The organism is Photorhabdus cinerea (assembly GCF_011189575.1).
GTDB lineage: Bacteria > Pseudomonadota > Gammaproteobacteria > Enterobacterales > Enterobacteriaceae > Photorhabdus > Photorhabdus cinerea.
On record NZ_PUJW01000021.1, the window covers coordinates 1 to 15,946 of the forward strand.

The 15,946-nt window shown below is 42.6% G+C and carries 11 protein-coding genes; 7 read left to right on the forward strand and 4 right to left on the reverse strand.

What is annotated here, in order from left to right:
• Window positions 1–842 precede the first annotated feature (842 nt).
• The 7 genes from C5469_RS17620 to kdpE all read left to right on the forward strand — a co-directional run bounded on the left by C5469_RS17620 (window position 843) and on the right by kdpE (window position 9,404).
• A complete protein-coding gene (locus C5469_RS17620) occupies window positions 843–1,223 on the forward strand; it encodes a hypothetical protein (RefSeq protein ID WP_166309486.1) in 381 nt (126 codons plus the stop codon).
• 306 nt (window positions 1,224–1,529) lie between these two features.
• Window positions 1,530–1,619, forward strand: a complete 90-nt coding sequence (gene kdpF / locus C5469_RS24540; protein WP_166309488.1) for a K(+)-transporting ATPase subunit F — start codon at window positions 1,530–1,532, stop codon at window positions 1,617–1,619.
• On the forward strand, window positions 1,620–3,326 hold the full coding sequence (gene kdpA, locus C5469_RS17630; RefSeq protein ID WP_166309490.1) for a potassium-transporting ATPase subunit KdpA: 1,707 nt from the start codon (window positions 1,620–1,622) through the stop codon (window positions 3,324–3,326).
• A gap of 20 nt (window positions 3,327–3,346) precedes the next feature.
• Window positions 3,347–5,413 (forward strand): potassium-transporting ATPase subunit KdpB, encoded by a 2,067-nt coding sequence (kdpB, locus tag C5469_RS17635; RefSeq protein WP_166309492.1) that lies wholly within the window; start codon window positions 3,347–3,349, stop codon window positions 5,411–5,413.
• A gap of 11 nt (window positions 5,414–5,424) precedes the next feature.
• On the forward strand, window positions 5,425–6,006 hold the full coding sequence (gene kdpC / locus C5469_RS17640; protein WP_166309494.1) for a potassium-transporting ATPase subunit KdpC: 582 nt from the start codon (window positions 5,425–5,427) through the stop codon (window positions 6,004–6,006).
• Between the two features lie 9 nt (window positions 6,007–6,015).
• Entirely contained in the window at window positions 6,016–8,715 is a 2,700-nt protein-coding gene (gene kdpD, locus C5469_RS17645) for a two-component system sensor histidine kinase KdpD (protein ID WP_166309496.1), read from the forward strand.
• Window positions 8,712–9,404: a two-component system response regulator KdpE gene (kdpE, locus tag C5469_RS17650; RefSeq protein ID WP_339414572.1), complete on the forward strand. Its 693-nt coding sequence runs from the start codon at window positions 8,712–8,714 to the stop codon at window positions 9,402–9,404. The genes kdpD and kdpE overlap by 4 nt, the downstream gene beginning before the upstream one ends.
• Before the next feature lie 274 nt (window positions 9,405–9,678).
• Here the strand turns inward: kdpE and C5469_RS17655 are convergent, their stop codons facing one another.
• The 4 genes from C5469_RS17655 to seqA all read right to left on the reverse strand — a co-directional run bounded on the left by C5469_RS17655 (window position 9,679) and on the right by seqA (window position 15,103).
• On the reverse strand, window positions 9,679–11,220 hold the full coding sequence (locus tag C5469_RS17655) for an MAC/perforin domain-containing protein (RefSeq protein WP_166309498.1): 1,542 nt from the start codon (window positions 11,218–11,220) through the stop codon (window positions 9,679–9,681).
• Window positions 11,221–11,713: 493 nt separating this feature from the next.
• Window positions 11,714–12,517 carry a Cof-type HAD-IIB family hydrolase gene (locus C5469_RS17660; protein ID WP_166309500.1) on the reverse strand — a complete coding sequence of 268 codons (804 nt, stop codon included), beginning with the start codon at window positions 12,515–12,517 and terminating at the stop codon, window positions 11,714–11,716.
• Between the two features lie 361 nt (window positions 12,518–12,878).
• On the reverse strand, window positions 12,879–14,519 hold the full coding sequence (pgm, locus tag C5469_RS17665) for a phosphoglucomutase (alpha-D-glucose-1,6-bisphosphate-dependent) (RefSeq protein WP_166309502.1): 1,641 nt from the start codon (window positions 14,517–14,519) through the stop codon (window positions 12,879–12,881).
• Between the two features lie 59 nt (window positions 14,520–14,578).
• The gene (gene seqA, locus C5469_RS17670; RefSeq protein WP_166309504.1) at window positions 14,579–15,103 is read right to left on the reverse strand and encodes a replication initiation negative regulator SeqA; all 525 of its coding nucleotides are present in this window, start codon (window positions 15,101–15,103) and stop codon (window positions 14,579–14,581) included.
• Window positions 15,104–15,946: the final 843 nt, after the last annotated feature.

A 15,946-nucleotide genomic window follows, 5' to 3' on the forward strand; every position in this document is an offset into this window, starting at 1 on the left:
CAGGTATGCCAGACATTCACCGGGAAACCCCGCTGGGCGTCCACCGGGATCATTCTATTTACCCAGGCTGGATCACTTTCACTATCGGATTTATCCCGCAACAGGGGAGGACTGATAATCATTTTTTTCTCCTAAATTTTAAGACAAAGGCCAGCGTTGTAGAACGCAAGACATCATGGTCATGCCATAACACATTTCAGAAATGAAAAACCGGATGTAGCTATTTCCAGACAGGCCATTCGCCGATAGAAAATGAGAGATAACCGATAATACTCGTTCAAATAAATATTCAAATTGACCAAACAAGTCATTTCTTAATCATGGCGATTTTCTAAACAATTTGACATAAAATCAAGCTATTTTTTGCCATAAAGCCCTTTTTGTTTAATCTAAATCGGATATAAAAACCAAAGAACTCAATATAATTCATAAAATATTTTATAAACCTAACTTAAACAACATAGAATTTGTTAAACAAAACGGTTGTATTTGTTTTCAAAAAATGGCAAGGATAGAAAATTCTATTATGTCAAGACAGTTCAGTGATGATGTAAATATAATTACCTTTATCTTACAATGCGTTATTCTGTAACAACAAACAAGGCATATTATCTTCATACTGACAATAGACAATAAGACAGGAGTAAGAAAAGAATGATTATCAATTAATTTAAGCAAATAAGAATAAATGCGGTTATACAAGTCATCCGAGAATAGAAGCAAGGATTGCCAATATGAAAATTTTCATTGATATTGTTATATAGATACGTAAAAATGATACGAACCATTGCACCATGTTACTTTTCCAGAATATTCATAGATTGGCTATAACCGGAGGAAAGATGAAAATATTAACTCTTATGTTATTGATATTAATAATAAATGTTTCAGGTTGCGTCCCCAAAAAACACTCTTTTTCTATTAACTATAAAGCAAATGGCGAAACTTTTCATTTGACTCCACCATGTATAGAGGAAATCAGCCCGAAAAAAGGAAGTGACTACTATTCCATTTTCATCAAAGTAAAAAATAACTCTCATTGTAGCAAACCATTTAATCTTTTTATAAAGCAAAACGTAGGAAAAAAAATATCTGTTTCTTTTAACAATAAACCAATATTGAAAAATACTACTATAGTTACGCCAATACATGTTGATAATGGTTTCTATCAGGCAATAGACTCAAGTGCAACATTTGAAGAAATAGTTAATTATTTGAATTGATGAAAATCTATGACTTATTTTTCTTCCAGAAAAAAACCATAGATTAATTAAGTATTTTCTTAAAACAATTCATATATAGAGTATTTTTTAAATCCTAATAACCTTATTAATACTCAACAGTAATTATTTATCCTTGTGAATGACTTTTGAAAAGAATAAGCCAAGTAGCCTTTGACGGAGGCTCTTTTTAACCTCACTTATTATTGCCATTTTTATACTTTTTTTACACATCCACTCACTCTTTTATCAGCTTCTTTGCATCTGCTTGCTTAACCTTTACCTATCCAAATCCTAAGGAGATAAGCAGTGAGCATATTCTTCATTTCCGGCGCGTTATTGATATCCCTGTTACTGGTTTATCTAATTTATGCGTTACTTCATGCGGAGGATTTTTAAATGGCTGCATCCGCTTTTTTACTGATCGCAAGTTTCTTACTGATTTTACTGCTGTTGGCAAAACCGCTTGGAAGTATTATTGCCAATATGATCGAAGGTGATATTCCACACTGGCTGGCTAGAACAGAGTCCGGCCTTTGGCGTTGCTGTGGTTTACAGAAGCCAGGCGGCACAGTTAAAGAGATGAACTGGTGGCAATACGCATTAGCTATCATCATTTTTAATCTGACTGGGCTATTACTGCTATTTACCCTTTTAGTCACACAAGGAAGTCTCCCACTTAATCCTCAACATTTCCCCGGGCTTAAATGGGATCTGGCACTGAATACAACGGTCAGCTTTATTACAAATACCGACTGGCAGGCATACAGTGGAGAAAACACTCTCAGCTATTTTAGTCAAATGACTGGCCTGACAGTACAGAACTTTCTTTCTGCGGCAACCGGGATCGCGGTGGCATTTGCCCTGATACGCGCATTTTCCCGTCATGGTGCGAAAACCGTGGGAAACGCTTGGGTTGATATCACACGCATTACACTGTATCTGCTGTTACCGCTGTCTATGATTATCGCGCTGGTTTTTGTCAGTCAGGGAGTGATACAGAATTTCGAACCTTATCAGCTCTTTCATACCATTGAAGACCAACAACAATTAATCCCGATGGGACCCGTTGCTTCGCAGGAAGCGATTAAATTGTTGGGAACCAATGGCGGTGGATTCTTTGGGGCTAACTCATCCCATCCTTTTGAAAATCCAACCGCTATCAGCAATTTTGTTCAGATCTTGTCGATCCTACTTATCCCCAGTGCACTCTGCTTTGCCTTTGGTCAAGTCACTGACGATAACCGTCAGGGACACGCTTTATTGTGGGCAATGTGCATCATCTTCGTCATTGCCACCGCGGGAGTTATGTATGCCGAATTGAAAGGCAATCCACACCTCAGCCTGCTAGGTGCTGACAGCAATATCAATCTGGAAGGTAAGGAGAGCCGCTTCGGTATTCTTGCAACCTCAATTTATGCCGTAGCGACAACCGCCGCTTCCTGTGGGGCCGTCAACGCCATGCATGACTCCTTCACCGCCCTTGGCGGTATGATCCCAATGTGGCTGATACAGATTGGCGAAGTCGTGTTCGGTGGTGTGGGTTCCGGTTTATATGGCATGTTACTGTTTGTTTTGCTGACCGTTTTTATCGCCGGTTTAATGATAGGGCGGGCTCCTGAATATCTCGGGAAAAAAATCGAAGTATTTGAGATGAAAATGGTCGCACTGGCGATTCTGGTGACGCCTACGCTAGTGCTTTTAGGTACTGCGCTTGTCATATCAACAGAAAATGGACGCGCGGGTATTCTGAACCCCGGCGCTCATGGTTTCAGTGAAGTGCTTTATGCCCTTTCCTCTGCGGCCAACAATAACGGCAGTGCCTTCGCTGGCCTCAGTGTAAACAACCGGTTCTACAACCTACTGCTGGCAACAGTGATATTTCTTGGCCGCTTTGGTGTCATCCTGCCAGTACTTGCTATTGCCGGCTCTTTGGTAACCAAAAAACGTCAGCCTGCCAGCAACGGCACGCTACCAACCGATAGCCCGCTGTTTATCGGCTTACTAATCCTGACCATTATGTTAATCGGTGCATTGACCTTTATTCCAGCTCTGATCCTTGGCCCGGTCATTGAACATTTACAAATCTGGCTAATGTCCCGGTAAGTGCCAAAGTAAGGAACACCATGACAAACAAGCAACAGGCATTATTCGAACCCTCTTTAATTCGTAATGCGCTTATTGATTCAATAAAAAAATGCCATCCAGCGGCGCAATGGCGTAACCCAGTGATGTTTGTGGTCTATCTGGGTAGTTGGTTAACCACCATTTTATGGATTGCTATGCTGGCCGGTCAGCTTAAAGAAAATACGCTGTTTACTGGCAATATCGCCTTATGGCTGTGGTTTACTGTGCTGTTCGCTAACTTTGCCGAAGCATTGGCAGAAGGCAGAAGCAAAGCTCAAGCTGCGAGTCTTAAAGGCGTGAGAAAAACCAGCTGGGCGACTAAACTCACCTCAGCCAGTCGTGATGCAAGCCGGGAGAAAGTCCCTTCTGACAGCCTGCGCAAAGGTGACATCGTCATCATTGAAGCCGGTGAAACCATCCCTTGTGATGGTGAAGTTATCGAAGGTGGCGCTTCCGTTGACGAAAGTGCTATCACCGGCGAATCTGCCCCGGTTATCCGCGAATCTGGCGGTGACTTCTCTTCTGTTACTGGCGGTACACGCGTGCTGTCTGACTGGCTGGTGGTTGAATGTTCGGTCAATCCCGGTGAAACTTTTCTTGACCGCATGATTTCAATGGTAGAAGGCGCTAAACGTCGCAAAACCCCCAACGAGATTGCCCTGACCATTCTGCTCACCGCGCTGACGATTATCTTCCTGTTGGTGTGTGTCACTCTGCTGCCATTCTCAATATTTAGTGTGGAAGCTAACCAGTCTGGTCAACCGATCACCATCACCGTATTAATCGCATTATTAGTCTGTCTTATTCCTACGACTATTGGAGGTTTACTTTCTGCGATTGGTGTCGCGGGTATGAGCCGTATGCTGGGTGCTAATGTCATTGCCACCAGCGGGCGCGCGGTTGAAGCAGCGGGTGATGTGGATGTCCTGTTATTGGATAAAACCGGCACGATCACACTAGGAAACCGTCAGGCATCTCAATTTCTGCCTGTGTCCGGCGTGACGGAACAACAGTTGGCTGATGCCGCTCAGCTCTCTTCTCTGGCAGATGAAACACCGGAAGGACGCAGCATCGTCATTCTGGCAAAACAGCGATTCAATCTACGCGAACGTGATCTGCACTCACTGAATGCGACTTTTGTTCCTTTCTCCGCCATGACCCGCATGAGTGGCGTTAATGTGGAAAATCGCCTGATCCGCAAAGGTGCTGTAGACGCAATCCGCCGCCATATTGAAATCAATCACGGAAAATTCCCCGAAGCAGTAGAAGTTTTGGTTCAAACGGTGGCACGTAAAGGGGGGACACCGCTGGTTGTAGCAGAAAATCAACGAGTATTGGGTGTTGTTGCGCTGAAAGATATTGTTAAAGGCGGCATTAAAGAGCGATTCAGTGAAATGCGCCGCATGGGGATTAAAACCGTCATGATTACCGGCGATAACCGCCTAACCGCGGCGGCTATTGCCGCTGAAGCCGGCGTGGATGATTTTCTGGCTGAGGCGACACCCGAAGCCAAACTGGCCCTTATCCGCCAATATCAATCCGAAGGCCGTCTGGTCGCCATGACCGGTGATGGAACTAATGATGCGCCTGCACTTGCGCAGGCTGATGTTGCGGTTGCTATGAATTCAGGCACTCAGGCAGCCAAAGAAGCCGGCAATATGGTGGATTTGGATTCCAACCCAACCAAACTGATTGAAGTGGTTCATATTGGTAAACAGATGCTGATGACACGCGGTTCTCTGACCACATTCAGTATCGCCAATGATATTGCAAAATATTTTGCCATTATCCCGGCGGCGTTTTCCGTCACTTATCCACAATTAAATATCTTGAATATCATGCACTTGTATTCACCCACTTCGGCGGTTTTATCGACCGTTATCTTTAATGCACTGATTATTGTGTTTCTGATCCCACTGGCTTTGAAAGGTGTCAGCTATCGGCCAATGCATGCATTGTCACTTTTACGCCGCAATCTGTGGATTTATGGTTTGGGTGGTCTGATAGCGCCTTTCATCGGCATCAAACTGATAGATATGTTGCTGACTTTGCTGATATTTAAATAAAGGTGATGAAAATGACTTGGTTACGTTCTTCTGTTGTATTGTTGATATTCCTGACTCTGATTACTGGCGTAGCTTATCCATTGCTGGCAACGGGTTTGTCAGAACTGATGTTTCCTTATCAGGCACAGGGTTCCATGGTGGAACAAGATGGTCAGGTAGTTGGCTCTGAATTAATTGGTCAACCCTTCATGAAAGATATCTATTTTCAAGGGCGCCCTTCCGCTACCGCAGACCACCCTTATAACCCCCAGTCATCCGGTGGCAGCGATTTGTCTGTCTCCAATCCAATACTGGCTGATGAAATCAAACATAGAGTTGAGCAACTGCGCAAATTTAACCGCCAACCAGACATTCCAGTGCCCGTTGATCTGGTGACAGCATCCGGTAGTGGCCTTGATCCTCATATCTCGCCCGCAGCCGCTAACTTTCAAGCCCAACGTGTCGCTGATGCACGCCATTTACCCGTTAAAGTGATAAAACAGTTAATCAGAGATAATACGGAAACACCCCCATCAGAATTTCTCGGTGAACCGGTTATTAATGTGTTAAAACTCAATCTTGCTCTGGATAATTTGCAAAAGAAACAACAGTAAGGCTGGAAGATGGATCAACACGAACCACAACGTCCTGACCCTGATGAATTACTGACACTGGTTAATGAGAAACAGCGCGGTAAATTAAAAATATTTTTTGGTGCCTGCGCTGGCGTAGGGAAAACCTATGCCATGTTACAAGAAGCTCATAGATTGCGTGCTCAAGGGCTGGATGTGGTTATCGGTGTGGTAGAAACTCATGAGCGGCAGGGAACTGCCGCTTTGCTTGATGGTCTACCACAGCTGTCACCTAAACAGATGCACTACCAAAGACGGAAAATCACCGTCTTTGATCTTGATGCCGCCATTGCCCGCCATCCGGCTATGATTCTGATGGATGAACTGGCCTTCAGTAATCCTCACGGCAGCCGCCATCCCAAACGCTGGCAAGATGTTGAAGAGTTACTTGAAGCTGGAATAGATGTGCTAACGACCATTAACGTTCAGCATCTGGAAAGCCTTAATGATGTCGTTGGTGACATTACCGGCATCCGAGTCAGAGAAACCGTTCCTGATCATATCTTTGATCAAGCTAATGAAATTGTGTTGGTTGATCTGCCTCCCGATGATCTGCGCCAGCGACTCAATGAAGGCAAGGTATATATTCCCAGTCAGGCAGAACGCGCCATTGAACACTTTTTCCGTAAGGGAAATTTGATTGCATTGCGAGAGCTGGCTTTACGTCGTACTGCCGATCGCGTTGATGATCAAATGCGTGCATTCCGCGATACACAAGGGCATGAGCCGGTCTGGCATACCCGTGATAATCTTCTGCTATGCATTGGTCACAGTTCTGGTAATGAAAAACTGATCCGTGCCGCAGCACGCCTTGCCGCGCGGCTAGGTTGTATCTGGCATGCAATTTATGTTGAAACGCCAAAACTGCACCAATTGCCGGAAGGTAAACGGCGGACCATTTTAAAAGCGCTCAGATTAGCGCATGAATTGGGGGCTGAAACAGCAACAATCTCCGATCCAAACAAAGAAAAAGCGGTATTACGTTATGCAAGAGAACATAACCTTGGCAAAATTCTGATAGGCCGTCGTTGTGAATCCCGCGGGAAGCTGTTTGACTGGAAATGGCTGCCTGGTTTTGCTGATCGATTAGGAAAACTGGGGCCAGATTTGGATTTGGTGATTGTCGCCTTGGAAGATCGTGGCCGATGGGATAAAGAACTGGACAATCGCCCTGTCAGTGAAAAATGGCAAGGACAAATTCAAGGTTGCCTGGTTGCTATCACTCTCTGCGCGCTTATCACCTTGTTCTCCCGCACTCTGCTGCTAACCCTTGATAAAGCCAATCTTGTCACGCTTTATCTACTTGGCGTCGTTATTATCGCGCTGTTTTATGGGCGCTGGCCGTCAGTATTTGCCGCTTTTATTAATGTCATCAGTTTCGATATTTTCTTTGTGCAACCGCACTGGTCTCTTGCTGTCACGGATATGCAGTATCTATTGACCTTTACCGTCATGTTAATAGTCGGTGTCGTGGTAGGAAACCTGACAGCGGGCATGAGGTATCAGGCGCGCATTGCCCGTTACCGCGAACAGCGAACCCGACATCTGTATGAAATGACCCGCGAACTTAGCCGAACACTGAATGAAGAGGATATTGCCCGGACCAGCTACCATTTCCTTGCCAATGGTTTTCAGGCTAAAACCGGCCTATTTTTACCCAATGATGATGGTGAGTTGCACCAGCTCACAACAAATAATGGCGGTCATATGTTGATTGATGATGCCATTGCGAAATGGAGTTTTGATAAGAATCAACCCGCCGGTGCGGGAACCGATACCTTGCCTAGCGTACCTTATCAATTACTGCCAGTGGCAACACCTTCGCAGACTTTTGGTGTACTGGCTATTGAACCTGCCTATTTACGCCAGCTACTTATCCCTGAGCAACAGCGATTACTGCAAACATTTACCCGATTGATTGCCAACGCACTAGAAAGATTACAACTCTCCCGTCAGGCAGAATTGGCTAAATTGGATACAGAACGGGAACAATTACGTAACTCACTTTTGGCGGCACTTTCACACGATTTACGCACCCCTCTGACGGTACTTTTCGGCCAGGCAGAAATCCTGATGCTAGACTTATCTGCTGAAGGCTCTCCGCACACTAAACAAGTGAATCAAATCCGTCAGCAAATTCTCAGCACTTCTCGTCTGGTCAACAACTTGCTGGATATGGCGCGTATCCAATCCGGGGGCATTCAACTCAATCTGGAATGGCAATCACTGGAAGAGATTGTCGGCAGTACCTTGCGTTCACTGGAATATGCGCTCAATCGTCACCCGGTCACCGTTTCCCTACCATCGGGCTTACTGCTGCACTGTGATGCCAGTTTACTGGAACGGGTCTTTATCAATCTATTAGAAAACGCCATCAAATATACAGCTGAGCAAACACCATTAGGCATTAAAGCAACAACAGAAAAAAATCAGATTCATATTGAAGTTTGGGATGCCGGCAAAGGCATTCCACCACAACAGGAGCAATTAATTTTCGATAAATTTTCCCGCGCCCGCAAAGAATCCGCCATTCCTGGCGTTGGTCTTGGATTAGCAATCTGCCGCGCAATTATTGAAATCCATAGTGGAAATATTTGGGCTGCCAACAACGAAAAAGGTGGAGCGAGCTTTCACTTTGTTCTACCGTTAGAGAAACCACCTGAGATTGAAGAAATTACTGAGGAGATGTGACTATTACCAACAACAGTACCATCTTAATTATTGAAGACGAAAAAGAGATCCGACGCTTTGTTCGGCTAGCGCTGGAAGGTGAAGGTTGTCGCGTATTTGAAAGTGACACGTTGAAACGAGGTCTGATTGAAGCAGGAACCCGTAAACCCGATCTGATTATTCTTGATTTGGGGCTACCCGATGGTGACGGCATTAATTTGATCCGTGATCTGCGCCGGTGGAGTTCAATTCCGGTTATTGTTCTTTCTGCCCGCGATGCAGAAACCGTTAAAGTGGCAGCACTGGATGCCGGCGCTGATGATTATCTCAGTAAGCCTTTTGGCATCAGTGAACTATTAGCAAGAGTCCGGGTCGCCTTACGCCGTTTTGCCAGAACCAATCAGGAAGAACCTGTCGTTCATTTTTCTGATGTCACTGTCGATCTCATTAATCGCCGGATAACTAAAAACGATAAAGAATTACATCTGACTCCCATTGAGTTCCGTTTACTGGGCGAATTATTAGCAAATAGCGGCAAAGTACTCACCCAACGCCAGCTACTGAATCAGGTTTGGGGCCCTAATTATGTTGAACACAACCATTATTTACGGATTTATATGGGACATTTACGACAAAAATTAGAAACCGACCCAACCAGACCAAAACATTTGCTAACTGAAACCGGCGTTGGCTATCGTTTTATGCCGTGACTCGCTCTCGCTGCTAAGTCACAAAATTCTGGTTGCAACAACCCGCGTTTGAAATACCGCAAGCCTATATTTATTGCATTTTTCGGATCATATTAGCTGCAATTTACTGATGCTCAAATTCACAATAACTGCAAAATTTGAACAAATCCGTAAATTCATTATGCAGATATAGTGAGATCACGGAGTAAGAATATTTTGAATTAATAAAGGGGAAATAAATTCCCCAAAGATGACGTTGTTTTTAGCGATTTCCAAATGGCTAAAACTCCCTCATTCAGATTTTCCAGTTCCATCCGGCGCTATAGATAAGATAATGAACATCTGCATCCTCAGTAGCGTTAACTCTCTCACCTCTTTCATCCAAGACATCGTTATATCCATAAGGAAGTATCATGCTGGAACCACAACTGCTACATAGCAATTGAATATCCTTTATCGCCTTCTCAGCGGAATATTTTGCTGGTAAGTAACACAAATATAAATATTGATCGGGTGAGGTATAAATATTTTTAGGGATCTTGACCCAATCTCCCTCCGGATTTTTGTCTTTTACAGTGATGAACTTTAACTCAGTGATACAATCCTTATTATCGATATTGGGATCATATTTTGCTTTATGCATAAAAAGACAAATATTACCCTTATTATTCAGGTTTTCGTTTTTAGTGGATTTTAATCCAATATACCCTTCAGGAAGGGTGTTAGTGCTATTGATCCCAATAATAATCTCATCAATATAATCCGAATGTATACGTCGTTTAGCAGATTCCGCCGGAGCCCAGACAGTTTCAAAATGCTTTTTAAGCTTAGCCTTTTGTGTTCTGTCTGAACACAATTCCCAAATCCCCGTTAAGGGGTTGGAGTCTGCAAAGTTAACTAATTCAGGGGAATTGGGAACACTGGCTTTCCAGTCTTCAAAGGCTTTTTTCGCTGCGGCTATTTCTTCTGCGGAAGGTTGTTCTGAGCTTGTTGCACTACCAAAAGGATCAAATCGAGACAAGTCACCGCCAATGGTGTGGGTTTTTATGTTGGAGGCTGAACGAAATTTCTTTATATCCTCCTTAAATGAATTGTCTGTACGAACAGAGAGACCAATAAATCCCGCAAATGAGGCTGCGGCAACCACGTCAAGAGAGTTTGTTAGATTCGACGTATATTTGTTCGTAGATGATGAATATTGCGCGCAGCCGCCCATGACCACGCCACTCAAAAAGTGAGAGCCCCAGGTATTAAATAGGTCATCCATATCCTCCTCAGTATCCGCCTTATCAAGGGCCGTTTTAACACTCTCTTTAAGAAATTCTTTTAACGCTTCTGCTGAACTTTTAAGTATATAGAGGTCATAAGTATACTGAATGCGGGAAAACGCATTTTCAAAAGCCGTCAGACTATCTGTATCAAAATCGACTCTCAATGATGCACTAAAGAATACGTAGTTGCCTTTAATGCGGCTTTTACTGGAAATACTACGTTGATATGACTCAATAGATTCGCCTGACGCATTGGTATATTTTAAATCCCCGACACTATAACAATCGACATAATAGGGGACTTTTAGCGTTTTGCCGAGAATAGTGATTTTCTTGAAATTATCTTCACTTGAGTTAACTTTCCGCTCATCGAAAAGCGAATTCATACAACTTCCCACGTTGCAATACTTACCAAAAACATCATAACTTGTGCCGATCATTTCAGCACCGGCTACAACAGTATCATCGAATAGGGACAGTTTTCGAAAATAATTTTGGTCACGTATCTCGACGTCTCTTTCGCTGTTTTCCTGTTTTAATAGTTTTTTTGTTTTATCGTTCGACATAATGGAACCTCATATTGATAGGGAATAAATTGACAATAAATATCGCCGCATTCTTGATGAGGGTTCGGAATTTAATACCTATAAAAAAGAATAGAGTAGAAGTGAGAAATATCAACAAATTGATGATAAAAATAATGGTATGTACGTCATGAAATAGATGCCATTCAGCAATCAAACAAATTACTATCAAAGGTAATAATTTGTCAAATCATGTATTTATAAACTTAACGTGCCAGTGCCATTCAGTTCATTTAAAATATCAATCACTGTTAATAATTTCATGTTTTTTCTTTAAATTCATAGCGTAAAATTAGCATATTATTTCTTTATTTATTATTTCATATTGAATGATCATAACTATTAATTTGCAAATTAAAACAATAGGAATAATATTACAAAATAATTAATAGGCGGGGTATATACATAATTAAATTGTTATACCCTTCATCTTTCAAAGGACGCCAAGATCTGAATCCTGACGCCCCAAGTTTACCTAACACATATTTTCAGATAAATAATGAGCCACGGATTCTTCGCGGCAAGAACCGATAACATCAGCGTGAGAAAGCGCTTGTTTAACCCTATCATGCGCAGTTCCCATTACCACACCCTTAGCCACCGTTGAAAGCATTTCCACATCATTCATTCCGTCGCCAAACGCAATAGTTTGACTGATTGGAATGCCAAGAAACTCAGCTAATTGAGTTAAAGCCCATCCCTTTGAAACACCACTATCCATTACTTCCAGGCACCAAGGGAATGAGAAAGCGATATTGGTACTATCAGAAAATAGATTAATTAAATGATGTTCTAATTTAACCAACTCATCATGATCTCTTCTCTTATGAATGAAGAAAATTTTCTCAACCATCTCACACGGCATTTCATCAGCCGCTCTGACTATTGGACTGAAATTATCATTCTGATTAAAGTCACTGAAACTATGGTGTATTTCACTGGTTAACCATTGAGAACCACAATACATGTTGATCACTAAATCATTATCCGCCTGTGTCTCTTCAATCAGTTGTTTTACGATGTGGCTCGGTAGATATTGTCTGATATCTAAGTTCCTACAAGCCGTTGTTAATCTGGCACCGTTAGAAGTAATCAAGTGTACCGGTATATCAAAACCATCAACAAGGGAATTCACATCAGTATGATGCCTGCCGGTAGCAAACACTATTTGCTTGCCCATATTTGATAAATCAGTCAACACCTGGCGGGTAAATTTACCAATCGTGTCCCCTTGAAGTAAAAGCGTTCCATCAAGATCTGTAGCAATAAGATTATACATTAGCGCATTCCAATATAGTAAAAGCAGTTATTATCTAAATTTTATTAATAATTTCAAGAAATACTTTCTTATAAAGATCATACTTTCTTCCAGACAATGATTAATGTTTTCACCGTAGATACTTTTTTCTACTCTGATATATTCGGTTTGTTTTTATAAAATAAAAAATAGAAAACGGAATCTGATTCACAATTGAATACGCGTAATGATTATTTACTCATTAGATGAAGCATCAGCGAAAAAACTGGAAACCATCCAACCAAATTAAAATATCTACTAACCGAAATGACTTATCAATTTTAAATAAAAATCCGCAAAAAACCATTACAGCCAATTGCGGATTCTTTAATTGAATAACATATCAACCAGCAGCAAAAACCTGATTAACAATATTCAATGCTTCCTGCTCAATTTTTTCCCTATGCTCAGGGCCAAGGAAACTTTCACAGTAAATTTTATAAGCTTCTTCTGTCCCTGATGGGCGGGCCGCAAACCAACCATTCTCTGTCATCACCTTCAAGCCACCGATTGATGCTCCATTACCAGAAGCTTTCGTTAACCGGGCGGTGATTGGATCACCCGCAAGTTTGTCTGCTTTCACCATGTCTGGCGACAGCTTGGCTAATAGCGCTTTTTGCTGATGACTGGCCGACGCCTGAATACGGCTGTAGCTCGGTGTACCGAAACGGGCAGCTAACTTATTGTAGCGCTGCTGTGGGTTTCCCCCTGTCACTGCCGTCATTTCTGCCGCCAGTAAGCACAAGATAATGCCGTCTTTATCAGTGGACCATGGCGTACCATCGAAACGCAGGAAAGAAGCGCCAGCACTCTCTTCACCACCAAAGCCCAACTCACCTTTATGCAGGCCGTCAACAAACCACTTGAAACCAACCGGAACTTCCACCAATTCACGCCCCAGATCGGCCACGACGCGATCAATCATTGCACTGGAAACCAGTGTCTTACCTACCGCGACATTTGCTGACCACTGTGGACGATGGCGAAACAGGTAATCTATTGCCGTTGCCAGATAGTGATTTGGGTTCATTAACCCCGCAGGAGTCACAATACCGTGACGGTCATAATCAGGATCGTTTGCAAAAGCCAGATCAAACTTATCGCGCATTGCCAGCAAACCGCTCATTGCCCAAGGGGACGAGCAATCCATACGAATGACACCATCGTGATCCAGATGCATAAAACGAAATGTTTGATCTACCTGATCATTAACCAACGTCAAATCTAAGTTGTAGTACTCACCAATACGCTGCCAGAATGCAATACCGGAACCACCCAAAGGATCAATGCCGATTTTCAACCCTGCCTTCTGGATAGCGGCCATATCAACCACATCCCCAAGCGCAGCAACATACGGCTCAACTAAATCTTGCTGGTGCAGATATTCACTACTCAGTGCCTGAGCAAATGGTAAACGTTTAACGCTTTTCAGACCTTCTTCAAGCAACTCATTAGCACGACGTTCAATAATCGCGGTCAGATCAGTATCCGCAGGGCCACCATTAGGCGGATTATATTTAATACCGCCATCTTCCGGTGGATTATGGGATGGCGTAATAATAACTCCATCAGCCAACTCTCCCCTCTGGCGGTTATAGCAGAGGATGGCATGAGAAATTGCAGGCGTTGGGGTAAACCCGTTATTTTCCTGCACAATTACATTCACATTATTGGCCGTCAGCACTTCCAGCACAGAAATAAAAGCCGCTTCTGATAAAGCATGGGTATCTTTACCCACGTAGCAAGGACCATTTATCCCCTGTTGCTGGCGAACTTCTGCTATTGCCTGAGCAATTGCCAGAATATGGGCTTCATTAAAGCTACTACGCTGAGAGCTGCCACGATGGCCGGATGTCCCGAATTTAACCTTATGCAGCGGATTTTCTGGCTGAGGATGTAAGGTGTAATACTGTGATGTAAGTTGTGCTACGTTTATCAGATCACTTTGGCGGGTAAGCTGCCCCGCTCGCGAATGAATTGCCACTTTAATTTCTCCTGGATAGCTGCACCGCTTTGCTTATTTCGCAGCGCAGCTTTAATCAGTTAAATCGTGCCACACACCTTTTCAATAAGATTGGCTGAGAATTTCATATCCTGCATAATTTGCTCAACCATATTACGCTTACGGTCAGTATTGGTGTTAGTAATTACCCAAAAAGGTGTACCTGGAATGTGACGTGGTTTGGTTTGTTTACCACTGGCAAGCAATGTCTGTTGATCACCGGCAAAATAAACCCGGGTACGGCCATGCATTGCATCGGTAGTCTGAGAAAAACTTTCGCTGTTCAGACTATATAATGTGGATAAGATCAGCATAAAGCGCTCAACTGATTTGTTCTTCTCAGAATAATCATCTGAAAGTAGCAATTCGCGTATAACACGAACAGAATCACGCGGGCGGGCTACTGGTGCTTTCTCCACAGTGCTGGCAGGCGGTGCACTTTGTACTGGCTGTTCGGCGTTAAAATTCAGCATTCGCCGTAAAATATCAGATGCACTTTCACCAATATGCTGTGTATGGCTGGCAATATAGCGGTAAAGGTCTTCATCAACTTCTATTGTTTTCATTTCTATCCAGTACTGTTCTAAATAAAAAATTTAGCCGGATTATAAAGTATAAATAGGGAAAACAAAACAAGTAAAATTTCAATAACTTAAAAGTGTTTCCGTGTGAAAAACAACATAACAAAATAGACTCTTTTCATTTAAAACAAATCAATTAGTTACATAAAATTTCAGAAAATATAACCAACCCAAATTTCCAGCTGCTTCAATTACCTTTCGGAACTGCTGGGAAGTAAGCAGAACCCATGTGGCAATGAGCATTTGGTCACCTCCACAGCCAAAAAACGATGAAAAGGACTCATTACAGACATTCGTTATTTACCTTGCATGTCTGATTTGTCAGAAAAGTAAAAATAATAAATGCAGGTTATAATATGTCATTCAAGCTGACAAAAGTACGGATTCAGATGGTGATAGACAAGCTTGGGGTAGCAACGCCAATTTGGACGAATTACGGTTTAAATGGAAAATAATATAGTGGGTGTTTCCGAATTCTGAGGCTAGCCAAAAACTTAATCTAGAAATAAACTGTTTTTCATGATGAACAAGGATATTTTTATATTCCTTGTTCATCGTTATGAATGAACTTCCTCTGTGGAAACAAAAAATTCGAATAAAATATCACTTATTTTAATAACTTATTAAAAGTTATTTTCTGGTTGCCAGACTTATAATGAACTTATAATATAAGCCCATGAATACGATACATTGGTCAAGGAAAGCAATGAGGTAGCTAAAGAAGCTGCCTGAAACAGATGCTGAGGTGATATTCGATGCCACATCAGCCCTGTGCGCCTTCCCCAAGTGCCGAAACATCAAGAAACTGACCAACCATCAATACGACTA